Raw genomic sequence first — 24,105 nt, forward strand, 5'->3', positions numbered from 1 at the left:
CTCCAGACGTCTGGAGGGCTTTTTATACTAGTCTGGCAGCGTTAATTAGGCCACAATTCTTACCCGAACAGGTTCAGGAACAATTTGGGTGCCATCATCAAGTGTTACCAGAAAAAGGAATTGAATTTCGGTAAACGTGTTCGCCTGTGTTGCTGGTGTAGTCGGTACCGTTGGGTACTTCTTTTTAAAATCAGCAATAGTCGTTGTGAATACGGCTGTTGTGCCGCTACCGGCAATAGGAGCTGGATTATAAGCTGTCGTAGCTGTGGCTGCATTTAGTGTCGCTACGTTTATGCCTGTTGCTCCGCCTACCACTTTGGTAATTTCCTTAATCGTACGACCACTGGTTGCGGGTATAGACAAGGTAAACTGAATCGCACCACCGGCTGCCAGAGAACTGGTAATGTATGGATTAAATCCGTACGTTGTTGCTCCCGGAAATGTTACTGGAACTGCCGGTCGGTTATCGCGAACCAGGTCACTATATACCTGGTCATCTTTACAGGAGAAGCTACTACCAGCTACCAAAGCAAGCAGCAACAGATTTATGATTATATTTTTCATGCAATTGCGTGTTTGAAGTCTTTAAGTTTTAGTCGACATCCCACCATACCCGGACATTCGATTGGGGAGCGGGATTGGGGAAGTTTGTATTCCGTTGAAGCTCAGCATTGATATATACTGCCCGAACTGGCCGGGTGCCATCAATACCAGCCGCGTTCTGCGAAGGTTGCAGAACGGGATATCCTGTCCGACGGTAATCATTAAAAGACTCTAATCCATTTCCTGTAAAGGCAATGTATTTCTGAGTGATAATCTGAGCAATCTTTTGCTCATTGGTTCCCGTTAGCGTTGCTACCGTTGGGTTTGCAGTCAGATAGGCATTAATCTGATCGGCCGTAAGCCCGGCCAGCGTCATCGATGCTCTGATGCCTTCGGTATAAAGCGCCTGTGGATCACCGGGCGTACCCAGTCGAAGCGCTGCTTCAGCCAGAATAAATGCCCGCTGGAAGTTTGTTGCCAATCGTACAGGGCCTTCACCAGCATTACCAACAACGTATTTGTTATACCGTGACCAGCTCGTTATGGGTTGTGGCAAAGTACCCCTAAAGCCATTATCGATCGATACGTAATCAGCTGCCGGCTTCGTAAAGAAAATAGGCAGACGGGGATCGTTGAAGCCCTTCAACAGATTTAAGTACCGTGTGCTTAAAATAAGGTCATCTTTAAAGGTACTGATATTGGTATAAGTATAGCGAGGGTCCTGGCTGCCGACACTGGCTCCAAAAGCAAAGTTCATATCCCCACTATTAGCGTTGATGTAGTTATTGCCTGTCAGTACCTCATTGATAACACTGGTTGCTAAAGCAGGTTCTTTACGACTGATAGTCATGGCAAACTTTAATAACAATGTATTGCCAGCCCGCTTCCACTTAGCCAGATCTCCACCATAAATCAGGTCATCAGCACCCGGTTTTGTTGCCGAGGCAGCATCGAGATCCTTAATACCCTCACGTACCAGGTCGAACAGGCTTTGAATGCCCTGTGCAGTGTTGCCTTTGTAAATATCCTCCTGCTTATCCAACCGAGGACTAAGAAACGCTTCTCCCTGTAAAGCTTGAGAATAAGGTATATCTCCCCAAAGGTCAGTGGCTACACTGAAAGTATAAGCCTTCAGTATTTTGGCAATACCCGTATAAGCTTTTGAACCCGTAGCATCTCCTAATTCAACTAATTTCTGGTAGTTAACGAGCGCTCCATCATAAAGCTCACCCGTCCACTGGTTGTTTAAATCAGCGCCGTTCGTTTGATAAACATCGTAGTTAGCTGGGTTATTACCGGCTCCAGACAACTGCTGTATCACCACTGATGAAAAGCGATTTATTTCATTGGCGTTCGCAAAAGCAGAGCCTGCCTGAGCACCAGGCAACAATACGGCTGGCGTTACTGATGTAGGGTTATTGGGCGTAACGTTAACGTCTAAATAGTTACTACAGGCTCCCATTCCCAGAAAAAGAGGGACGAGAAGGTAGTTTTTATAGGCTATCAATTTCATGAGTAGATCAAATAAGGATGTTAAAAAGTGAGCCGTATGTTACCGCCAAAGTTCCGCGTGTTAGGCGGACCATTTAGGTCTAGGCCCTGAATATTACCCGCTCCTTGTGTGTTCGTTTCTGGATCACCAAAGAAATTTGGCGCGTAGAAATACAAATTACGACCACTAACACCGACCGAAATAGAGCCGAAAGGTGTTTTAGCGAGCAAACTCTTGGGTAATGTGTAATTAAGAGCCACTTCGCGCAGACGGTACACGGTCGCATCGAAAACAGCACCCTCGGAAGCTAAGCCACCCAATGCGCCCCAGTACGTCTGTGGTGCTATCTGGATGTTATTAGGCCGGAACGTTCCATCGGCATTCTGAATCACACCGGGCAGGATGCGTGGCTGATCACGATCAACTCCTGTCACCTCTAACGAACCATTTGACCGGGCATCGACAGCACCAAATGAATAAAGCTGACCACCCTGACGGGTATCGATCAACACCGACAGAGCCAGACCTTTATAAGAGAAGGTATTGGTCAGACCCGCCGTATAATTAGCCTGCGGACTTGAGATCACAGCGTTGGCAATACCCGGAGCAAACTGCCCAGATGTTCCATTGACAACATATTTACCTACAAATTGGCCTGTTGCATCATAATACAAGCCAGTGGGGTCTGTATTTTGAACCCGGGCATTGGCTGTTCCAACAACAACGCCGTATGGTTGGCCTACATAAATGGAAGGAATGATACCACCGAATACGTTACCGGTAATTTGCGATGATGTCACACCAGGTGCAATCGATACAACTTTATTCCGGATCAGTGTGTAGTTTAACGTCGCATCCCATTTGAAACCGCCTACCCGTAACGGTGTGGCATTGAGGACTAATTCAATCCCCTTGTTATTCAACTCACCAACGTTGGTTGTACGTGTATCATACCCTGACGAGTTCGATACGGCCACGTTGAAAATTTGTTGTGTACTGCGTGAGTCGAAGTATGTCGCATCAATGCTTAACCGGTTTTTGAAAAATCCGAGGTTAATCCCTACTTCGTAGGAAGTAACAAATTCAGGCTTGAGGTTATTGCTGCCAATACGGCTGCTAATACCAAAACCAGGAACGTTACCACCGTTTACGGCCAATGGGAAAGTGATACTGGCAACATTATTCCCGTAACCCGATGTTGTATATACCGAGTTTAGCAAATAAGGATCTGCATCGCGACCTACGCGGGCAGCACTTGCCCGAACTTTAGCGTATGACAGGACGTCAGAATTGATCTTGAATGCATCTGTTGGTACAAAACTAACCGAAGCAGAAGGATAGAAATACGTGTTGTTCGCTTTCGGTAAAGTAGATGACTGGTCAGCGCGGCCTGATAACTCCAGAAATAAATAGTTGTTGTAATTCAGGGACAACTGACCGTAGTAACCAACCAGGCGACGCAAAGTAGTCGTTTCGGCGCTGCCTGTAAATACGGTTCCATTACTGAGATTATAGAAGCCTGGAATGGTTAAGGATGCTGCATCAGCAGCCACTTCCTGGGTTCTCCGTTGGTTAATGTTATTGCCTAATAATAGGTTCGCATTGAGACCTTCTATAAACAAATTGTCTTTTCGGGCACTGATCAACAAATCTCCGTTCAACTCATTGCGAAAAAAGTTATCCTGTTGTACCTGCCCCAGGGGCGCACGACCTGCGCCGATTGGAAGGGTCAATTTGCGACGGTCGGTATAAGTGTCACCCGTTACACGGTAGGCTACATTTAACCACGAAGTAAAGTCATAACTCAATTGGAAGTTTCCGAAAAAGCGGTCAACCTGGCTGTCGAGCCGCTCATTGTTAACACTCCATTGCGGGTTATTGACCGTGGTCGAGAAATAAATGCTCTTTCCATTGGCGTCCTGATACGGCTCATTCGCTAAATCGTAGCTGCGCGGTATCCGTGTCATCTGACCAAATGCGCTGGCTCCATTACCGCCCGGAATACCTGTCGATACTGTTTGAACGTAAGTGCCTGTTCCGCTGATTTTCAATCCATTCTGTAATTTAGTCTCGCCACCAAGCTGCACATTAGTCCGGTTAAACTTCGAGTTCGGTACAATCCCATTCTGTAAGGTATTACCAACGGCAATTATGTAATTACGAGTGGCATCGCCAGAGGCAATATTGACAGAATTCTGAATGACGCTACCTTGTTTGTAGAAATCACGTACGTTATTCGGATAGGCCTTGTAAGGAACTGTCTGCCCCTGAAGATTCGTCACCGATGTAACATCCGTAAAAGAGGGGCCCCAAGAGTTTGTTGAGTTATTAACGTACGCATTATTGGCTCCCTGACCATAGGAATTCTGAAATGGGTACAGACCATACACATCCTGAACGTTATACGACGAATTGACCGTTACTTCCGTTTTGTTGTTCTGGTTACGGCCCGACTTGGTTGTAATAACGATAGCACCAGCCGATGCCCGTGAACCGTATAAGACGGCTGCTGCAGGTCCTTTCAATACATTGACCGACTCGATACTTTCTGGGTTGATATCGGCCAGACGGTTAGAAGGCTGGGTACCGAACAGCGTGTTCTGAGTAAGGTTAACGTCGTTACTAAAAATAATACCATCCACTACAATGAGAGGTTGGTTGCTTCCATTGAATGACGTGATACCCCGAATGTTGATGTTGGTTGAAGCACCTGGCGCACCACTAGATCCTGTGATGTTTACACCTGCCAGTTTGCCCTGTAAGGCATTTAGCAGGTTTGGCTCTGACCGTTGCGCCAGAATATTACCGCCTACTTCCTGTGTTGCGTAACCGAGCGAGCGCTTGTCACGCTCAATGCCCTGAGCTGTTACGACAATTTCGTCGAGACTCTGCGAACCGGCGACTAATACCACATTAAGGGTGTTCTTATTACCGACTGCGATTTCCTGACTCGTAAAGCCAATAAAACTAAATACTAGTCTTGCATCGGCTGGAACACTGATCTGATAGTTCCCGCTAGCATCCGTTATTGCCCCACGAGTTGTTCCTTTAACCTGCACGCTTACACCTGGTAATGCGATGCCGTCGTCTGATGAAGTGACGCGACCGCTCACGGCTATATCCTGCGCCATAGCTGGCAAACAGAAAAGCAGCGCAAGAAGCCAGCTTCCCAATAAAATTTTGTGCATAAAACAGTAGTTGTTAGAAAAAGATAATAACCCACAAAAAAGGGAGACAAAGTTAACTTACAAATAATAAAAATAATGGATAAGTGGTAGGAAAATTTTGCAATATTCTTATGATTTATATACTACTGGTTACTTAACCTACTTAGTTGCGAAAATTTACACATATAGGTAAGTAAAATATATTTTTTAGTCACTTATTTTGAGCCATATTGAGACATTTGCCCTAAGCTTTCTGCCAGGTTCAGCACCAAGATTATCCATAAAAAGAGTAATAATCCAATTTCTTGACCTACCATCAAGCATTTTCATGCCTAGAGTAGCTATGAGAATTATTTTATAAAAAATAGTATTGGTAGGTTGATTATTATTAATAAGGCCTGCTAAGCCAAATTTTATATGGATTTCATGTAAATTGCATTACAAAGATGTAATGAAACGGAAAAATTGTACAATTCAATGGGTAAATATCAATTATGTGCCAGCGTTCTGGCAGTCATGAGTTTTACTGCTCAATCGGTGCTGGGACAAGGAACTACGTTGAGCGCCCGCATGGATAAAACCGCTGAAGGCCTTGAAAAAAAAGTAGTGGCCTGGCGTCGCGACTTTCATCAACACCCTGAACTGGGTAATCGGGAGTTTCAGACAGCGGCTAAAATTGCGGCTCACCTGCAATCGCTCGGTATCGAAGTGAAAACGGGTGTTGGTAAAACCGGCGTTGTTGGCTTACTCAAAGGTGGTAAACCCGGACCTGTAGTGGCGTTACGGGCCGATATGGATGGATTACCCGTTACCGAGCGAGTCGATTTGCCATTTAAGTCAGAAGCCCATACCGAATACAATGGCCAGCAAACGGGTATAATGCATGCCTGTGGACACGATACCCATGTGGCCATGCTGATGGGAGCTGCTGAGGTACTGGCATCCATTAAGAGTGAATTGAAAGGCACGGTGAAATTTATATTCCAGCCTGCCGAAGAGGGAGCCCCAACGGGCGAAGAAGGGGGTGCCTACCTGATGGTGAAAGAAGGTGTCCTCGAAAACCCGAAAGTAGACGCCATTTTCGGGCTACACATCAACTCGCAAACCGAAGTAGGTACGATTAAATATCGGCCCGGCGCAACGATGGCTGCTGTTGATTCGTATGCCATTAAAATTAGAGGAAAGCAAACTCATGGTGCAGCACCGTGGTCGGGAGTTGATCCCATAGTGACATCGGCACAGGTCATTATGGGCTTGCAGACCATTGTCAGCCGGAACTTACCATTAACCGAAAATGCGGCCGTTGTGACGGTAGGGGCCATTCATGGCGGCATTCGGCAGAATATCATTCCGGAAGAAGTGAATATGATCGGTACAATTCGCTCGCTGGATAATGAAATGCAGAAAACAATCCATCGCCGGATCAATGAAATAGCGACCAATATTGCCGAAAGTGCCGGTGCCAAGGCTGATGTTAAGATTGAAGTCATGTACCCCGTCACCTACAATGATCCTAAGCTGACCGATCAGATGGTGCCAACGCTTGAAGCGGTAGCCGGAAAAAATAACATTCGACTAACGCCCGCTCAGACGGGTGCCGAAGACTTTTCATTCTACCAGCAGAAAGTGCCAGGATTTTTTTACTTTCTGGGCGGTATGACAAAGGGTAAAAAGATCGAAGATGCAGCTCCACACCATACACCTGATTTTCAGATTGATGAAAGTTGCTTCGTACTTGGTATGAAATCACTCTGCCATCTGACCGTAGATTATATGGAGCAGGCAGGTAAAAGCAAAGGTGTCGCTATCAGCGGTAAATAATTCTCTGTAAACAGAACGGCCGGATTTCTACGATTTACTTTCAATCATAGAAATCCGGCCGTTCTGTTTATACGCCCTCCCGATTGCGCAGAATTCGGGATAAAAGACCCGGTAGGAAACGTTTAAGATAAATGCCGTAAATTTCTGCACCCCCTATATAAACCTCCTCTTTTTCCTTTGAAACTACTTTTAATAAGCGTCTGGCAAAGGCTTCTGCACTCATTCCCTCCTCCTGATTGGTATCCATCTTCCCATGTACCTGCCCACCCGCACTGAGGGCATGGAGCGAAAGCGGAGTTTTTATGTAACCTGCGCAAACCAGAGTAACTCGCAGACCATCGTTGTAGGTTTCAGCGCGAAGGGCATCAAAGAAACCGTGTAGCGCGTGTTTGCTGGCACAGTATCCCGAACGTTGTTTCGTCCCCAATTTTCCGGCAACACTGCTTGTTACCACAAAATGGCCACTTTTCTGGTCCAGCATTGTGGGTAACACCGCTTTCGTTAAGGCCACAACACCGAAGAAGTTTACATCCATCAGTCGTTTATATACCGAAAGGTCGGAGTCGGCAACGCTGCTTCGCTGGGTGATTCCTGCATTTTGAAATACATAGTCGATCCGACTGAAGTGTTGAAGGACAGTTTCTACATGGCCGGGAAGACTGTCGATGTCAGTCATATCCATCGGTAGAACAAGTATATCAGATGAGGGAAGACCTGTTTGAGCCGCTACCCGTTGTAATTCATCGGCTCGTCGGGCCGACAGTACCAGTTTTACCTTTTCCTTCGCCAGGTTTTGGGCAATCGCTTCACCAATACCCGATGAAGCACCCGTAATCCAAACAACTTTCTGAAAAAATGCAGCCATAGAACGATGATGAAGATGATACGAAAATACGATCGACGAATTTGTAGTAAAGTATACGTTATGCTATTAATAGTTTCATTATTTTTGGCTTGCCTCCAAACCGAAAACGACATCTGGTAATGCTTACTGTCAACACGTTTTCGCTGTGCCCGAAGCCTTCTTGTACTTTCTTTGGCAATATCAGTATTTTACTAAAAACAACCTGATTACCACCGATGGGGAATCGGTTCAGGTGTTACATCCTGGTTTTCGAAATCTCGATGCTGGCCCCGACTTCTTTAATGCCCGCTTATTGATCAACGACGTAGAATGGGTCGGAACGGTCGAAATGCATACCCATACGTCGGATTGGCTGGCACACCACCATCAGGACGATCGGGCTTATGATAATGTAATTCTGCACGTCGTCTGGCAGGACGACCGTGCCGCAACCGGCCGTCGGGTCGATCGGGCAAACGGTGCGCCCTTGCCTACGCTTGAATGTATCTCAATCACAGCTCCTGCATTAATCGACCGATTTAAAACACTGGCCGATTCTATGGATGCCATTCCATGTGCGGGGCTGTTTCGGTCTGTTCAGCCGTTGCGGGTAACAGCCATGCTCGACAAAGCGATGCTACAGCGCCTGGAACGTAAAGCTGCTGGTGTGCGGTTGGTGTTTGAACAAACGAAGGGCGATTGGGAAGAAACAGCCTATCGATTACTGGCCATAAACATGGGTTTTAAAGTTAATGCCGAACCAATGGCGCAATTGAGCCGGGCCGTACCGTTGAAAGCATTATTAAAACATCGGGATGTGCTGGTACAGGCCGAAGCGATGCTCTTCGGAACGGCAGGTATGCTTGATACTTCTGAAGAGCCAGACGACTACGTAAGGATGCTTCAACGGGAGTATCGCTTTCTATCGGCGAAGTATGATCTTGCCGACAAACAGGTTGCTGAACATGCCTGGAAATGGGGGCGAATGCGACCAGCTAACTTTCCGACCCTGCGTTTGGCGCAATTTGCCCGGTTACTAACGCATCATGCCAGTTTGTTTTCGCTGTTTGTGGGGAATGATGATGCACAGCTATTGCTGAAGGCCTTTCAGCTAGTTCCGTCTGATTATTGGCAGTTGCATTATCGGTTTGGTAAGCCAACCGGCAAAACAGTCCCAACGCTAGGGATAAACTCGGCTTCGACGATTGTGATCAATGCGGTTGTGCCATTATTGGCAGCCTATGCCCATCACCGGGGGCAACCGGCTTTTCTGGATCGGGCAATTGCTTTGCTGGAGCAGTTACCGCCAGAAAAAAACCGTCTGACCGACGGTTGGGAAGAGCTTGGCTTATGCATGCGTACGGCTTTTGATTCACAGGCAGCTATTGAACTTTATAACGAATTCTGCTCTGTGAAAAAATGCCTTAACTGCCAGATTGGTGCCGGAATATTAAAAATAAATGACCTAAGGTAAATGATGGAATGGAACCACTGAACATCATTTACCTTAGGTCATTTCATAAAAGTTTAGCTCACCACCACGTCCTGCTTGGTCGAATCCCAGGTTACGCGTTTGCCGGTGTGCAGTGCCATCGTTGCCATAATGTTGGCGACCGAGTGATTGAATCCTACTCGTGCAGGCGCGTTTGGTTCTTTGCGGCTACGAACGCATTGCATCCAGTTGAGCATGTGTAACGAGGTCATTGGATCACCGCCGGTATTGGCCGAGGTTTCCATTTTGGCAGCTTCGCCAAGCGACATAGTTGGCAGAAGATTAGCCTGCATGTTCATTTCCTTCGCGTATTTAGCCTCCAGACCTCCCTCGGGCGAAATCTTGTTCGTATCGAGGTTGATCATACCGCCGTTCGAGAAATAGTATTCCTTTACACCACCCGCTTCATTGTTCATGCGCGAGGAATAAAGTACCTGGAAACCTTTGGTTTTATCATTGTCCGGACCATAATCGAACACGGCGGTAAAGGTATCAGCATTGACACGCCCATCTTTCCAGACATAGACACCACCGTTGGCAACGACACTACGTGGATGATCTAAGCCGCTGAACCAGTGAACAGTATCGATCTGGTGCGACATCCACTGCCCCGGAATACCGGATGAATAGGGGTAGAATAACCGGAATTCGAGATACTTGCGGGGGTCCCAGGCAACTTTAGGTCGGTTAAGCTGGTAGCGATCCCAGTCGGTATCTTCCTTGCGAATTTCAGACACTAATTTAGGCCGGCGCCACCGACCGGGCTGATTGACGTTCCAGGTCATTTCAACCATCGTAATGTCGCCGAATTTGCCGGATTTGATAAAGTCATTTGCCGAATGGTAGTTCGGGGCCGATCGCCGTTGCGAACCAACCTGAACGATTTTTTTCGAGCTTTCAACCGCTTTAACCGCCTTGCGCGCATCGTCTAACGATTCGGCAAAGGGTTTTTCGCAATACACATCACGGCCTGATTCGACGGCGGCTGTGCAATGGAGCGCATGCTGAAAATCGGCGGTGCTGATGATAACGGCATCAACATCCTTGCGGTCGAGGAGTTCGTCGTTATTACGAGCTTTGAAAAAAGCATCGTCGTTCCAGCCTTTTCCTTTCAAATATTGTTCAGCTTCTTCACGACGGCGACTCCAGATGTCTGAAACCCCTACGAAAGCGAAGTTCTGTGCTTTGGCATGTTCGGCAAACGCTGGTGCCAGCGACTGCCGGAAGCGATCGGAAAATCCAATGATACCTACCCGAACGCGATCATTTGAGCCGATGATGCGGGCATAACTACCAGCAGAGAAACTCATTCCGAGCCCAGCCAGTGCCGATTTTTTTATAAACTCACGACGGTTTTCCATGTGATTCAGAGGGTAAAATGCTGGCTTTTAGATATTAGACCTATAGAAGTAAAGTCAGAAAGAACTAAAGTCTAACGTCTGTCGTCCATAGTGTTTTTAAAGTGTTTTGATTTTTATGTTCCGATATGACACCTTATTGCCATGATCCTGCAATAAGATGTGACCCTTTGGCGCTTCGCCAAACCGACCGTTGGCGTTGTATTCCGGAGCTTTGTATTTGCTCAGTGCTACCAACTCCCTGAATTTCTCGCTCCCACGTTCATAATCTACCACTTTGGTTCCATTGAGCCAGTGCTCAACGTGTTTCCCTTTCGACAGGACACGGCCTGTGTTCCATTGGCCAATTGGGTTCGCCTTTTTGTTTTTAGCCGGAATCAAATCATACAGTGAACCAACGGTACGATTCCCATTACGGCCCAGCTTCGCATCGGGATGTTTATCATCGTCCAGAACCTGAAATTCCAGTCCGAAGGCCGATCCCTTTGGTTTTGGTGAATGCTCAACGACAAAATACTTCAAACCGCTATTGGCTCCTTCGGTCAGTTTAAAATCGAACGTCAGGTCAAAATCGGTGTATTCGCCGGTCGTAACAATATCGCCGAAACTTTGTGATTCGGAGCCATCGGATTGTTGAATGGTCAGCAGGCCATCGGCAATGTTCCAGCCTTTTTCCGGAAACTTATCTTTATAAGCGCCCCGCCAGCCATTGGTCGTTTTACCGTCGAAGAGCAGTTTCCAGCCATCTTTCTTTTCTTTGTCGGTAAGCGTATTCGGCGTCTGGGGATTTTGTGCGGCTAGGAAAGAGGTCAGCAGCAGACCCGTCAAAATGAATTGTTTCATGATTTATTGAGTGAATAATTAATGAGCGAATGAGTAAATTGCGAATGAGTGAATATAGAGCAGTTCATTTATTTGCTCATTCACTCATTCGCTCATTAATATTCATAGTGGAAAATTTAACGTTTTCGTAATGTAGTCTTTATTGATACTGGCGCATTGAGCGGCTGTCTTGTCTTTTTCGGGGACGCCATCCAGTTCGATGATTCCCCAGCCTTTAAAATTGATCTCCTCCAGCGCTCTGAAGACGGCCGGAACATCGACATTACCACGGCCCAGTTCAACAAATTTATACGCTTTCGGGTCGTTTGGTTTATCGGGTACGGGCGACATCGTATCCTTTAGATGCAGGGCATGGATTATGCCTTTGTACTGCTTAACGGCTTTTTCGGGCTGGCCACCGCCTTGCTTGTAGTGAGCAATGTCGAGCAGGAGTTTGGTGTATTTTGGGTTCAGGGTCTGTACAATCACGTCTACTTCTTCGGGTGTTTCGCCGAGTTGGTTCATGTGGTTGTGATAGGTTGCCTGAACGCCCAGATCGGCGGTCTGTTTGCCAATTTCGTTCATGACCACGGCCAGCCGTTTCAATTCCTCGGTTGTTGGCAACCGGTCTTTCGGCCGGAGGCTGTTGGTCATCTGAAACGCCGACCCACCCAGTGCTTTTACAAAACTAGCGTGGGCCACGTGCATATCGATGGTACTTTGCTCTTTCGCCGGATCGATCTCGACATTTCCGCTCGAAAACATGGCCAGTGCCAAATGGTTCTGGTCGAGCAGCGCTTTGAGTTCAGAAGGCTTCGCTTTATAGGGCCCAAAGGTATTGGCCCGGAGTTGAATGCCTTTATAACCTAGTGCTGCCAGGTCGGTAATGGCCTGAGCATCATTTCCGCCCCATGTAATAGCCGAATAGGCAATTTTTAGACCAGATGGTTTGGTCAGTTCAGCCTGAGCAAATAACCGATTTACGCCAGTCGTGAGGGCCAGTGCCGATAATCCGGCCGTTGTGAGGAACTGCCGTCTGTTTACAGTCTCCTGCATGGTAGAAAATGGGATAGTCAGTATAGACCCGATACACACGGGTACTGATCGTGAAATGAATCGTTTTCCGTCTTTAAATAAGGGCAAATAAGGTATGTTCTACTGTTTGTAAATGGTGAAAGAGCGAAAGTGTAAATGTGTGAAAACGATTTGGCAGCTATTTTCACTCATTTACTCATTCGCTCTTTCACCATTTAAACGTTATTCGTTAAAATCCTGGATTCTGTTTGAACGCTGCGCTTTCTGTCCGGTCAATCTGCGTTTGCGGAATTGGCCGTAGGTTATGAATGTCTTTTACGTTGGCAGCGGCATCGGGGTTGTATAATTTCACCCGTTCAACCAGGTTCCCCCAGCGTTTTAAATCCATCCAGCGGGTTTGTTCACCAGCCAGTTCACGGGCTCGTTCCTGCATGATCATCTCCATATCCACCTGTGCAGGGGTTATCTCCATCGCCGTTTCTTTTCCAGGCCAGGCAGCACGTCGACGTACTACGTTGAGCGCGGCAGCAGCTTCAGTAGTTTTACCTTGCTTGAATTGAGCTTCGCCCAAAATCAGATACGTTTCGGCCAGACGGAACGCCAGATAATCACGGCTACCCGGTTCGTAGGTTAGATCAGGACGATTGGGGTCGAGGAATTTTTGCAGCGTTGGGAATAGGGCTGCCGTGTAGGCGCTGGGTACCAAAACCTGATACGGCTTAGCGGCCCGTTGTGCCACGGTCCACTCAATACCTGGGATGTAAATAGCTGTATCGCCCAATTTCAATGTCATCTTAGCCTTACTGTTGTCGAAAGATGTATTCAGGTTAGCGCCGGGGTTGTTGCTCAGCCACGTATCCTTGAACGTTTTCTTGTAACGCGAGTCGTTTACCCGGTCTTTGAAAACAGTTTCGGTCAAATAGGTCGTTGGACGTAGCCGCTTAAACGGGCGATCACCTGCAATATCCCGTTTCATACCGGGCTGCACGTCGTACTGCATACCAAAATATAAGTGAAGCTTGTTGCCTTCTCCATTATTCAAGTTTGCCGTGTTAACGTTGGTCAATGGATCAGATGTATACTGTATCGAAAAGATGACTTCGTCGTTAATTTCACCACTTCCCTGCGCAAACACACTGGCAAAATCGGGCAACAGCTTGTAGCCATAGTTGGCAATTACGCTCTGTGCATAGGTCGCGGCTTTCGAATAATCGTCAGTTGCTTTAGCCGACGAAGTAGCTTTGGTCAGATAGACACGAGCCAGTAAATGTTCGGCAGCCGATTTGGTCGCCCGCCCGTAATCACTGGCCGATTGTGCCGATGCCTTGGTGGTAGGCAAGTCTGTTATAGCCGCTTCCAGATCAGTCGTGATCGCTTTATAAATTTCGGCTTCGGTAGCCCGGCTGGTTTTCTTTGTTGGAAGTATTGTTTCCGTCAGCCGTAAATCGACTCCACCCCACTGTTGCACCAGAATAAAGTAATAATGCGCTCGCAGGAATTTCATCTCGGCTACCCGGAGTTTTTTTACCGCATCCGTAACGGTTGCCGCCGGTGCCCGCTCAATAACGGCATTGCAGGTATTGATGCCTCGATACAACTCTTCCCACACTTGTTGAATGATATCAACAAAGCTGTTCATCTGGGTGTCGTAAAAGTGAAATCCTTTGTAGCTGCCGTCGGCTCCGGTTGTGTAGATGTCCGTACCGTATTCGGTCATGGTCAGGCCGCGTTCCGATCCGTAAAAATTCCGCATGGAAGAATAAGCGGCTTTACTGGCATCTTCAAAACCTTTTGGGGTGTTGATATAGTCATTTCCAATATTGGAGATAACTTTTTCATCCAGTATATCCTTACAGGCCTGGCCGCTGAATAGCAGAGCGGTAAGGGCCAGAATACGGAATGATTTATGTGAAAAATTTGATTTCATGTCTTTGAATCTTATGAGGTTTATAAACACATCGCTTACTGGCTATGTGCTTAGAATTTGACGTTCAAACCAAAGGTCGTTACCCGGGTAGCTGGCACAACACCATTACTGACCACACCATCAGTTGCACTTGTTTCAGGGTCAACACCGTTATACTTCGACCGGTAGCTCGAAAAGATGAACGGCTGCTGAATGCTGGCAAACAAACGGAGCGACTGCATACGGAGTTTCGACGTAATGCTTGCCGGGAACGTGTAGCCAAAGTTGATATTCCGAACCTTCACAAATGAACCGTCGAAGTAATAAATAGCCTGGTTGTACACGGGGAATTCCTGGCTTGAGTTAGGACGGGGGAACTCATTCGTTGGATTGTTAGGTGTCCAGTAATCCACTTTAATCTGCTGGTATCGACCTGCCAGCTGGTTATTATCCCGGTGGAAACCGCTCAGGATGGTCTGGCCAATGCGGGCATAAATAAAGAAGTTGAGGTCAAACCCTTTATAACTGAACCGGTTGGTAATACCACCACTCCAGGTTGGAATGTCGGAGCCCAGGAACACCCGGTCATCAGCCGTGATTTTACCGTCATTATTCGTATCCTGCACTTTAATCTGACCAACAGCACTCTGGTAAGATTTGGCCGCGTCGGCTTCGTTGGTCTGCCAGATACCCGCTTTCTTATAGTCATAAAACTCGGTCAGGGGTTTGCCGATGAATCGTTTGTTACCCACATCATCAATAGGTCCGTTGAAGAGCGAAATGATGGATTCCGTGTTTTTGGTAAACACGATATCGGAGGTCCACTTGAAGCCGCCCTTGGTGTTCACATTCACGGTCGATATGCTGGCTTCTAACCCTTTGTTCTGGGTCTCGCCAATGTTGCGGGTAACTGCGTTGAACCCAATCGATGTCGGCAACTGGTCAGATAGCAGCAGATCGGTCGTTCGGGTTTGATACAATTCAACGGCACCCGTTACCCGACCGCGCCACAGGCTGAAATCGACGCCAATATTGGTAGTCGTTGACGTTTCCCAGCGCAAATCAGGATTGCCAATCGTTTCGGGGCGATACCCATAGGCCGGAGTAGTACCAAAAGCATACACAGTACGACCCAGCAGCCCCTGCGTTTGATAGGGTGCTACGCCCTGATTACCTACCGAACCGCGACTGACCCGTAGTTTCAGCAGATCGACCCAGGTAGACCCTTTCATGAAGTCTTCATTGTTGATATTCCAGCCCAGGGCAATACCGGGGAAGTTACCGTACTTGGTATTTTCTCCAAACCGGCTCGATCCATCCCGGCGCAGGGTGGCGGTTACCAGGTATTTGTCTTTGTAGTCGTAGTTGACACGGCCCATGTAGGAGTTGATGGTCCACTGAATCAGGCCACTGCTTACCCCTAATACCGAACTGGCATTGCCTACATTGTAAAACTGCTGCGTTTCGGCTGGAACACCCTGCACGTTAATGTTATTAAACTCCGAATTATCGCGCTGAATAGATTGCAGCGCTGTGATACCGAAATTGTGGTCGCCAATTTTTTTGTTGTACGTTACAACGTTCTCCAGCGTGTAGTCGAAATTAAAGGCGGCAGCGTTAGAAGCCTGAGGATCACCAAATTTCCGGGCGTTCGTTTGAGCGCCAATGAAGCGGCCATATCTGTTGATCGTAAAATCAGGCCCGAAATTAACCCGGTATTTTAACCCGTCGAGAATGCTTACTTCTGCATAAACACTGTTGAAAATCCGATATTTCTTCCGTTCTTCAATCTGGGCACCCGGTATAACCTCCGCGAGCGGATTGGTGAGCAGGGCATCATTGGTAGGGGAGAAAATCAGGTTTCCGTTATCGTCGTAAGGCCGACCAAGCGGGTTTTGCTGAAGCGTAAAATTGTATGGATTCAGGTTCTCCCCATTACGTAGGTAATACATCATATACGAAGCAAGACCCACTTTAAGTGCCTTATTAATCTGGTGATCAACATTGGCACGCAGCGAATAGCGGGTAAAATCAAGCCCAGGCATGATCCCTTTATCCTGAAAAAAGCCAGCCGAAATATAGAACTGCGTTTTTTCATTGCCCCCCTGAATGCCTAATGAGTGGTTCTGCTGAATCCCCTGTTTCAGAATCAACGACTGCCAATCCGTATTCCGGTTCGCGGCAAGTCCAGCTGCTACGTTCGGGTCGCCACCCAGTACCGCCACTTTCGAGTCAGCATAGGCATCGGCTACTCCCGTCGGGACTGGATTTCCGTTTACGTCTTTGTAGTTGCCCGTTGTTCGGTAAGCTTCGCGGACGAATTCGGCAAACTCGGAACCGCTGAACAGATGGACTTTATCAAGGGCATCGGTAAAACCAACATAGTTATCGTAGCTGATGGTTGTTTTACCCGTTGGATTACCCCGTTTGGTCGTAACCAGTACAACCCCGTTGGCACCTCTGGCACCATAGATTGCCGTTGCGGTAGCATCCTTCAGGATTTCCATCGAACCCACATCGTTCGGGTTGATGTCTTCGTACTCTCTGGCAAGCGGAATTCCGTCCACAACATATAACGGGTCATTACCGGCATTGAACGAACGACGTCCACGGATACGGATCGTTGGTACGGAACCGGGTCGGCTACCCGACTGAGCCACATCCACACCCGCTACCCGACCCTGCATGGCCTGTCCGATGTTGGTAACGGGTTGTTCGGTGATTTGCTTTGGTGTAACCGACGAAATGGCCCCGGTTGTCTGGCTCTTTTTCAGCGAACCGTAACCAACGACAACCACTTCGTTCAGGGCGCGGGTATCGGTCGTTAAGGTTATGTTGATTGCTGACTTGTTGCCGACAGAAACCTCCTGGTTCACAAAGCCGACTGCCGAGAAGACCAGTACAGCCTGACTGGTAGGGATGTTAATCCGGTATTCACCGTTTGCGTCAGTAGTCGTGCCACGTGTGGTACCCTTAACAGCAACGCTTACGCCCGGTAACGCGGTGTTATCATCGCCAGATAGTACTTTACCAGAAACGGAGCGTTCCTGGGCCGGATTGTCCGACTTAAACTTGTCTGTTGGTGGCGCACTAAAGGCTGGTTGGCCGATTAGGGTAAGTGCCGTCAGACCGAGTAAGGGGAGCCATGTTCGCCGTGGAGATAACCGTCGTAGAGATGGTAGCCTCGGCTGAGAGGTAATTGTGTTTTGCATTCAGGTAAGAATTTAGAGTTTGTAATAGATAGGTTGATAATTAATAAATAAAGCACGCTGAGATTTTGATAGAGGGAGTGTTAGGGTAAAGCTTGTACTGAGCCCTCTGCTACCTCGACTGAGTCGCCGGGGTTAAGCCGTATGGGTTTTTTTTGATTGAGTAGTAAGTTGACCTGCCCCGATGTCAGGGCTACACGTGTGCATCCGGGACCTTGTTGAACCCGGAATGTTGTACCCACGGCTTCAACGGTAAGGTCGGGCGTATGCACCCGAAATAACCGCGCTGAAGACGTATCATTACGATGAGTTACTGAAAAATCGGCTTCGCCCTCCAGCCATACGGCCCGTGGCGTATCGTCGGACCATTGTCCGGCAAAACCGCGCCGGTCGTACCGTAGCTGACTATTGGCATGAAGCTGTACAATCGAGCCATCCGGTAAATTAATGGTTCGGGGAGGCCCAGCCGTTGTCTTAATCGTTTTTATCGACTGATCAGGGCCATACTGTATCCATAAAGCCCAGCCGATGAGCAGTACGACACCTAGCGTAGCCGCCACCGTTCTCAAAAAATACCACCAGCCAACGACAGCCCGAACGTCGGGTTGCAACGGTCGGAGATCTTCCATCGTTTGCAGCGATTCGCGAATACGCCACCATACCGACGATGTTTCATCCGGGGTTAACGACAGGCTGGTGGGTAGCGAAGCGGTTCGAACTAGTTCACGCGCAATCTCAACCGTATCAGCACAATCTGGGTTGTGAGCCAGCCAGATTTGCCAATAAGCCACCACCTCTTCGTCGGTTGGGTGTTGAACCCAGCGAACGAACAAATCGTCGAGGGCGAACTCCTCGGCGCTGTAGGCTGAATATGGCTTGTAAGACACGATATGACACTGTTTTGTGTAGGTCAAAGCATTCTGGATAAGGATTTCTACTTATTCCTGGTTAATTATAGAGGGATACTTATCATTTATGGATTATTCAATGACAAAGAAAAAATCTGGATGCCTGATTATAGACGAACACTTTACGTAAGCTTTCGAAGAAAACTAAACATAAAGAAGAAAATACCAGAATTTTTTTATGCAATCGTTCTCGGGAACGTTCCCGTCAAAAGTAAGTACAAAAAAATAGCGCTAATTTGATGTGGACTGAAGCACAGATTTATGTAAGGTGGGTACAGAAGCAGAAGTGTTTAGATTTTTTAAATTGAATTTTTTTTAGAAATAGATTCTTTCTTTATTGACTATTCATGCCCAGATTACTCCGAAATACTCAGTTTAGCGTTTTTTGTTAGTCCTTGATAGCCAGGGAGTAGGACTGAAGAATAGGAATTAGATAAATGCTACTGGAAAAACAGCCCCGATTGCATTCGTAATACGATCAGGATAGAACATTTTAACCATCTGCGCATTTATCGGTTATAGTTCTCACGAACGTTATGATACGCTTTTACCGAACCGGAATGATTTTTGGACATTGGCCCCTGCGAGCAATTAGTACATTGTTTCTGGTCGTTCAATTAATTTCCTCAGTTATTGCCCGGCCCAATCAGGGGGTCACTCCGTTAAAAGACACGGTTAAAGGCATTGAAACGCGGCCTAATGCACTCACCTTCACCGCATCGACCGATCAGCGATTTTTTTTCTTTAGTGATACGCGTAACGACAACGGCCGGCGAATACCAGTGAGTGTTTATGGTATTCGGGCCGGTTTTTTATTCCCCTCAAAGCATGATCGACCCGCTATTAAAGGAGTAAGGGATGCCAGTTTCAAGGCGGGGGCCGGATTTTATTTTATCAACCAGCATCTGGACCAGCCGGGGCTGTTGCCAAATACATCAGAGTATGTGACACGCCATCTCCGTATTGCCACGGTTTATTATGAGCGGTACTGGCTTCGTCGAAACTCGTTCGAAGTGAGTACACCAATTGAATTCGGCTATGGGCATTCCCGCTACGAACGCAACGACGATCAGGCCAAGGATTTTGAAGTCGCTCGTGGAATTTTTCTGCCGCTTGGGGTTGGCGTTCTGTCGGCGTATCAGTTTCCAACGATACGGTGGCTCCGACCACTCCACTGGTTTGGGGTAAATGCATTGATCGGATACCGCTTTATATTGAAAAAAGACATTCCCGAAAGCCAGATCAATTATACCGGCTTCTACATATCTGTCGGACCGTCTTTTTTTCTCGAAAATCTGACCTCTGACATCAAATACTGGCGTCAACGCCGAAAGCAAAGACTGAAACGAGGCTAGTTGCGGGGCAAGTGTCCGTCCTCACCTGGCGCGGTTTATGCGTTCGTTAACCAACGTGATGGCAACGATCTGTAAATAAAAATCGGGCCCACATCAGCCTATTGGCAGATCTTAGTAAGTTTGGGGAAAAGTAGTAAAGAGGATCTGATGGGTAAGTCGTCAACCAATTCTAAAACTAGCAGCAAAGGCCTAAATTTTAAACAGAATATTCTTAGCTATTTTGCCAATGCGGGTAATGCAATCATACCTGAACTCAGTAAGGAATTAACGATAAGCGTTCCTAAAGTGACTACAGTCGTTAATGAACTCATCAACGATGGGTTAGTGCAGGATTACGGTAAAATTGAATCGACGGGCGGACGTAAGCCTAATTTATATGGTGTCGTTCCTGATTCTGCCTTCTTTATTGGCGTCGATGTAAAACATAGTCACATCAATATCGGCCTGCTGAACCTCCAGAAAAGTCTGATTAAAGTTACTGAGAATCTGGCCTATAAACTGGATAATACAGAAGAATCACTGGAAGTATTGTGCCAGTATATCAATGATTTCATTGCCAGCCTGCCCATTAATAAAGACCGGATTCTGGGCATTGGCCTGAATCTGTCGGGGCGGATCAACTATTCGACGGGCTATAGCTACAGTTTCTTTTTCTTCGGCGAGCAGCCACTGAGTGAAATTATCGAAAGCAAAGTAGGCATCCGGGTTTTTCTGGAAAATGACACGCGCGCCATGGCTTATGGCGAATTCTGCGTAGGCGCTGTCGGGAAAGAAAAAGATGTTCTGTTCCTGAATCTGGATTATGGTATTGGCGTCGGTATTCTGATTGATGGGCAGTTGTATTACGGTAAATCCGGCTATGCAGGGGAGTTAGGCCATATCCCGATTTTCGATAACGAACTCATTTGTCATTGTGGGAAAAAAGGTTGTCTGGAAACGGAAGCTTCCGGATGGGCGCTCACCCGTATGTTTCGCGAAAAGCTAAAGGAGGGATCAACCTCTGTTTTATCCCGGAACGATACGCTTCCTGAATCGATCATGATGGAAGATATTATTCAGGCGGCAAAAAATGAAGATGTGCTGGCCATTGACCTGATCGCGCGGGTAGGCGATAGGCTCGGGCGTGGCATTGCCTTTCTGATCAATGTATTTAACCCCGAGCTGGTGATTCTGGGTGGTAGCCTTGCATCGACGGGCGATTACATTGAACTGCCGATCAAGACGGCCATTAACAAGTATTCATTAAACCTGGTCAATACCGATACGCAACTGAAACTATCAAAGCTGGGTGAACATGCCGGTATTGTTGGAGCCTGTCTTCTGGTTAGAGATCGAGTACTAGCATTGATATAAGTAGCAATCAAGAGGATATTATTTGGATAATCTGCTCTATTGTCAAATATATTACTGTTTATTGAATTATCTCGAAATACTATTACTAAATAAACAATTTTAGCGCTTACCAAAAAAAACTCGTCTGTAAGCTTGCGACAACAGTAGATAATGCTGTATTTCGCTTTATACTTAATAAGTGAATTTAATAAGTTAGTGATTCTTTATAATTGTTATTCATTTTGAGTTTCTTGATTGTAAAGATGATTATTAAATAATTTGCTGCTGGTAAGCTGGTTCCAGAACCTGCATCAAGCAGCGAAAACACGGTTAGTTCAACACAAACGTTCATTACCTACTGCCATGCAGTTAAACGATTACCAACGTCTTTACCAGGACAATCTATTGAATGATGTCATTCCATTCTGGTTGAAAAACTCAGCAGACAAGGAGTTTGGCGGCTATTATACCTGTCTCGACCGGAGAGGCTCCGTGTATGACACCGATAAGTTTGTCTGGTTACAGGCACGTCAGGTCTGGTGTTTCTCGATGCTCTACAACCGGGTCGAAAAGAAGCAGGAATGGCTCGATTTCGCCATTCAGGGCGCTGATTTTCTCAAAGAACACGGTCGCGATGAGTCCGGAAACTGGTATTTCTCACTCACCCGCGAAGGCAAACCACTCATTCAGCCGTACAATATTTTCTCCGATTGCTTCGCCACCATGGCGTTTGGGCAGTTGTATCAGGCAACGGGTATTAAAGAATACGCCAATATTGCTGTAGAAACGTTTCTGAACATTATCCACCGGAAGGATAATCCAAAAGGAGACTACAACAAAGCATTTCCGGAAACGCGGCCACTGAAGAGTTTTGCGTTACCCATGATTCTGTGCAATCTGGTACTGGAGATTGAACCCCTGTTAAAACCCGAATTGGTCGAGCAAACCATCGAATCGGGTATCCGTGCGGTCATGGAAGAGTTTTACCGCCCCGACCTTGGCCTGATTCTGGAGCATATTGCACCCGATGGTTCTTTCTCGGATTCGTTCGAAGGACGGTTGGTCAATCCGGGTCATGGCCTCGAATCGATGTGGTTTATCATGGATCTGGCCGAGCGTTCGGGCGATCAGGCATTGATGCGTAAGGCAGTCGATCAGACGCTGTCTATTCTGGAATATGGCTGGGATAAGCAGTATGGCGGGATCTTCTATTTTCTGGATGTGAAAGGGTATCCGCCCCAGCAACTGGAATGGGATCAGAAGCTCTGGTGGGTACATATTGAAACCATCATCAGCTTGTTAAAAGGGTATCTGCACACGGGTGACGAACGTTGCTGGCAGTGGTTTGAGAAAGTACATGCCTACACATGGGCGCATTTTCCGGATGACGAATACGGCGAATGGTTTGGCTATCTCAACCGGCAGGGCGAAGTGCTCTTACCGCTTAAAGGCGGCAAATGGAAAGGCTGCTTCCACATTCCGCGCGGTCTCTACCAGTGCTGGAAAACGCTGGAAGCCATCGCTGAGAAAAAAGCAAACACGCTCTTACAGGACTAACACGAATGGCAAACCTCCCTGCACAAACCATAACGGTTGACGAACAGTCCGGACAAACGGCCCAGAATTATACCCCGGCGTTGCTATCGCTGGCGGTGCTGTATTTCATGATGGGCTTTATCACCTGTCTGAACGATACGCTGGTTCCGTTTTTTAAGAAGGGTTTCAGTCTGACGTATTCTCAATCATCGCTGGTTCAGTTTTACTTCTTTCTGACCTACGGCATCATGTCGATCCCGGCCGGGAAAATCGTAGAGAAAGTGGGCTACAAGACCGGTATGGTCATGGGGTTTGCCATTGCTGCAGTGGGAGCAATTCTGTTTTTTCCCGCTTCGGCGCTGCATTTATACGCCCTGTTTCTGGCTGCTCTGTTCATCATTGCCATTGGTATTGTGTTGTTGCAGGTGGCAGCCAATCCATACATCACCATATTGGGACCGGCAAAAACGGCCTCTTCCCGGCTAACGCTAATTCAGGGAGTAGGCTCCATCGGAACCACCGTCGCACCGTTGTTTGGGGCTTATTTTATTCTGGCTCCACTCGAACAAAGCCATGCATCGAGCGATGCCGTCCGGTATCCATACCTGGGAATCGCTGCGTTGCTGGCTTGTATTGCGCTGGTTGTGTGGCGACTTCGCTTACCTGTTATCAAAGCAGTTACCGGGACAAATGAGGTTGAATCCGGAAAAAGTGTTTTCTCGTTTCGGAATCTTCGGTTCGGCCTCGGCGGTATTTTCTGCTATGTCGGTGCCGAAGTGTCCATTGGTACTTTTCTGACGAACTACATTACGGATGCCATCCATATCTCGGAAAAAGAAGCGAACAGCTATGTGGCTTTCTATTGGGGGAGTATGCTGGTTGGCCGGTTTGTGGGTGCGCTTCTGCTAAAATCGGTGAAGCCGTCCTCCATTCTGGCTGTTTGCGCTACCCTAGCCATCGGACTGGTTGCGATTTCGATCAATTCGGCGGGCTATCTGGCCGTCTGGACAATGATCGCTGTTGGGTTGTGTAACTCCATCATGTTCGCGATCATTTTTTCGCTGGCGGTGCAGGGGCTGGGCAAATTCACGACCCAGGCTTCGGGTTTGCTCTCAACAGCCATTGCGGGCGGGGCCATTGTGTCGTTCTGTCAGGGTCTGCTGATCGATCATTTTACGTGGCCTATTGCCTTTCTGCTGCCTATTGTCTGCTATGGTTATATCCTTTTCTACGGGATCAACGGCTATAAAGCGGCTACTGACCTATAATTTTCTCCCTTCCAAAA

16 protein-coding genes are annotated in these 24,105 nt (G+C 47.4%); 6 read left to right on the forward strand and 10 right to left on the reverse strand.

Going from position 1 to position 24,105, the window contains the following annotated elements; all coding sequences use genetic code 11:
• Positions 1-45: 45 nt before the first annotated feature.
• Genes GJR95_RS32695 through GJR95_RS32705 form a run of 3 tightly spaced genes read right to left on the reverse strand, consistent with a single transcriptional unit; the run spans position 46 to position 5,223 of the window.
• Positions 46-564, reverse strand: a complete 519-nt coding sequence (locus GJR95_RS32695) for a hypothetical protein (RefSeq protein ID WP_162389858.1) — start codon at positions 562-564, stop codon at positions 46-48.
• A gap of 28 nt (positions 565-592) precedes the next feature.
• Positions 593-2,056: a SusD/RagB family nutrient-binding outer membrane lipoprotein gene (locus GJR95_RS32700; RefSeq protein WP_162389859.1), complete on the reverse strand. Its 1,464-nt coding sequence runs from the start codon at positions 2,054-2,056 to the stop codon at positions 593-595.
• Positions 2,057-2,076: 20 nt separating this feature from the next.
• Entirely contained in the window at positions 2,077-5,223 is a 3,147-nt protein-coding gene (locus tag GJR95_RS32705) for a SusC/RagA family TonB-linked outer membrane protein (protein WP_162389860.1), read from the reverse strand.
• A 456-nt stretch (positions 5,224-5,679) separates the two neighbouring features.
• Here GJR95_RS32705 and GJR95_RS32710 point away from each other — a divergent pair, with 456 nt between their 5' ends.
• Positions 5,680-7,023, forward strand: coding sequence for an amidohydrolase (locus GJR95_RS32710; protein ID WP_162389861.1), 1,344 nt, complete (start codon positions 5,680-5,682; stop codon positions 7,021-7,023).
• Positions 7,024-7,090: 67 nt separating this feature from the next.
• Here GJR95_RS32710 and GJR95_RS32715 read toward each other — a convergent pair whose 3' ends face one another.
• On the reverse strand, positions 7,091-7,888 hold the full coding sequence (locus GJR95_RS32715) for an SDR family oxidoreductase (protein ID WP_162389862.1): 798 nt from the start codon (positions 7,886-7,888) through the stop codon (positions 7,091-7,093).
• A gap of 145 nt (positions 7,889-8,033) precedes the next feature.
• Between GJR95_RS32715 and GJR95_RS32720 the strand changes: the two genes are divergently transcribed.
• Positions 8,034-9,341, forward strand: a complete 1,308-nt coding sequence (locus tag GJR95_RS32720) for a DUF2851 family protein (RefSeq protein WP_162389863.1) — start codon at positions 8,034-8,036, stop codon at positions 9,339-9,341.
• A gap of 53 nt (positions 9,342-9,394) precedes the next feature.
• Here the strand turns inward: GJR95_RS32720 and GJR95_RS32725 are convergent, their stop codons facing one another.
• The 6 genes from GJR95_RS32725 to GJR95_RS32750 form a co-directional block, all read right to left on the reverse strand.
• A complete protein-coding gene (locus GJR95_RS32725) occupies positions 9,395-10,720 on the reverse strand; it encodes a Gfo/Idh/MocA family protein (RefSeq protein ID WP_162389864.1) in 1,326 nt (441 codons plus the stop codon).
• Positions 10,721-10,816: 96 nt separating this feature from the next.
• Positions 10,817-11,560 (reverse strand): 3-keto-disaccharide hydrolase, encoded by a 744-nt coding sequence (locus GJR95_RS32730; protein ID WP_162389865.1) that lies wholly within the window; start codon positions 11,558-11,560, stop codon positions 10,817-10,819.
• Between the two features lie 102 nt (positions 11,561-11,662).
• Positions 11,663-12,595 carry a sugar phosphate isomerase/epimerase family protein gene (locus tag GJR95_RS32735; RefSeq protein WP_162389866.1) on the reverse strand — a complete coding sequence of 311 codons (933 nt, stop codon included), beginning with the start codon at positions 12,593-12,595 and terminating at the stop codon, positions 11,663-11,665.
• A gap of 208 nt (positions 12,596-12,803) precedes the next feature.
• On the reverse strand, positions 12,804-14,501 hold the full coding sequence (locus tag GJR95_RS32740) for a RagB/SusD family nutrient uptake outer membrane protein (RefSeq protein ID WP_162389867.1): 1,698 nt from the start codon (positions 14,499-14,501) through the stop codon (positions 12,804-12,806).
• Positions 14,502-14,551: 50 nt separating this feature from the next.
• On the reverse strand, positions 14,552-17,692 hold the full coding sequence (locus tag GJR95_RS32745; protein WP_162389868.1) for a SusC/RagA family TonB-linked outer membrane protein: 3,141 nt from the start codon (positions 17,690-17,692) through the stop codon (positions 14,552-14,554).
• 80 nt (positions 17,693-17,772) lie between these two features.
• Positions 17,773-18,576, reverse strand: a complete 804-nt coding sequence (locus GJR95_RS32750) for a FecR family protein (protein WP_162389869.1) — start codon at positions 18,574-18,576, stop codon at positions 17,773-17,775.
• A gap of 557 nt (positions 18,577-19,133) precedes the next feature.
• Here GJR95_RS32750 and GJR95_RS32755 point away from each other — a divergent pair.
• From GJR95_RS32755 to GJR95_RS32770, 4 genes are all read left to right on the forward strand, one after another.
• Positions 19,134-19,952, forward strand: a complete 819-nt coding sequence (locus tag GJR95_RS32755) for a hypothetical protein (RefSeq protein ID WP_232540933.1) — start codon at positions 19,134-19,136, stop codon at positions 19,950-19,952.
• A gap of 147 nt (positions 19,953-20,099) precedes the next feature.
• On the forward strand, positions 20,100-21,305 hold the full coding sequence (locus tag GJR95_RS32760; protein ID WP_162389870.1) for an ROK family protein: 1,206 nt from the start codon (positions 20,100-20,102) through the stop codon (positions 21,303-21,305).
• Between the two features lie 342 nt (positions 21,306-21,647).
• The gene (locus GJR95_RS32765; protein ID WP_162389871.1) at positions 21,648-22,841 is read left to right on the forward strand and encodes an AGE family epimerase/isomerase; all 1,194 of its coding nucleotides are present in this window, start codon (positions 21,648-21,650) and stop codon (positions 22,839-22,841) included.
• Positions 22,842-22,846: 5 nt separating this feature from the next.
• On the forward strand, positions 22,847-24,088 hold the full coding sequence (locus GJR95_RS32770) for a sugar MFS transporter (RefSeq protein WP_162389872.1): 1,242 nt from the start codon (positions 22,847-22,849) through the stop codon (positions 24,086-24,088).
• Positions 24,089-24,105: the final 17 nt, after the last annotated feature.

Source organism: Spirosoma endbachense (genome assembly GCF_010233585.1).
In the GTDB taxonomy this organism is placed as follows: Bacteria; Bacteroidota; Bacteroidia; order Cytophagales; family Spirosomataceae; genus Spirosoma; species Spirosoma endbachense.

Coding starts and splice junctions, on each gene's coding strand:
- GJR95_RS32740 (WP_162389867.1), bottom strand. CDS start 14,501: ATGAAATCAAATTTTTCACATAAATCATTCCGTATTCTGGCCCTTACC.
- GJR95_RS32770 (WP_162389872.1), top strand. CDS start 22,847: ATGGCAAACCTCCCTGCACAAACCATAACGGTTGACGAACAGTCCGGA.
- GJR95_RS32695 (WP_162389858.1), bottom strand. CDS start 564: ATGAAAAATATAATCATAAATCTGTTGCTGCTTGCTTTGGTAGCTGGT.
- GJR95_RS32755 (WP_232540933.1), top strand. CDS start 19,134: ATGATACGCTTTTACCGAACCGGAATGATTTTTGGACATTGGCCCCTG.
- GJR95_RS32760 (WP_162389870.1), top strand. CDS start 20,100: ATGGGTAAGTCGTCAACCAATTCTAAAACTAGCAGCAAAGGCCTAAAT.
- GJR95_RS32710 (WP_162389861.1), top strand. CDS start 5,680: ATGGGTAAATATCAATTATGTGCCAGCGTTCTGGCAGTCATGAGTTTT.
- GJR95_RS32765 (WP_162389871.1), top strand. CDS start 21,648: ATGCAGTTAAACGATTACCAACGTCTTTACCAGGACAATCTATTGAAT.
- GJR95_RS32715 (WP_162389862.1), bottom strand. CDS start 7,888: ATGGCTGCATTTTTTCAGAAAGTTGTTTGGATTACGGGTGCTTCATCG.
- GJR95_RS32745 (WP_162389868.1), bottom strand. CDS start 17,692: ATGCAAAACACAATTACCTCTCAGCCGAGGCTACCATCTCTACGACGG.
- GJR95_RS32705 (WP_162389860.1), bottom strand. CDS start 5,223: ATGCACAAAATTTTATTGGGAAGCTGGCTTCTTGCGCTGCTTTTCTGT.
- GJR95_RS32735 (WP_162389866.1), bottom strand. CDS start 12,595: ATGCAGGAGACTGTAAACAGACGGCAGTTCCTCACAACGGCCGGATTA.
- GJR95_RS32700 (WP_162389859.1), bottom strand. CDS start 2,056: ATGAAATTGATAGCCTATAAAAACTACCTTCTCGTCCCTCTTTTTCTG.
- GJR95_RS32730 (WP_162389865.1), bottom strand. CDS start 11,560: ATGAAACAATTCATTTTGACGGGTCTGCTGCTGACCTCTTTCCTAGCC.
- GJR95_RS32725 (WP_162389864.1), bottom strand. CDS start 10,720: ATGGAAAACCGTCGTGAGTTTATAAAAAAATCGGCACTGGCTGGGCTC.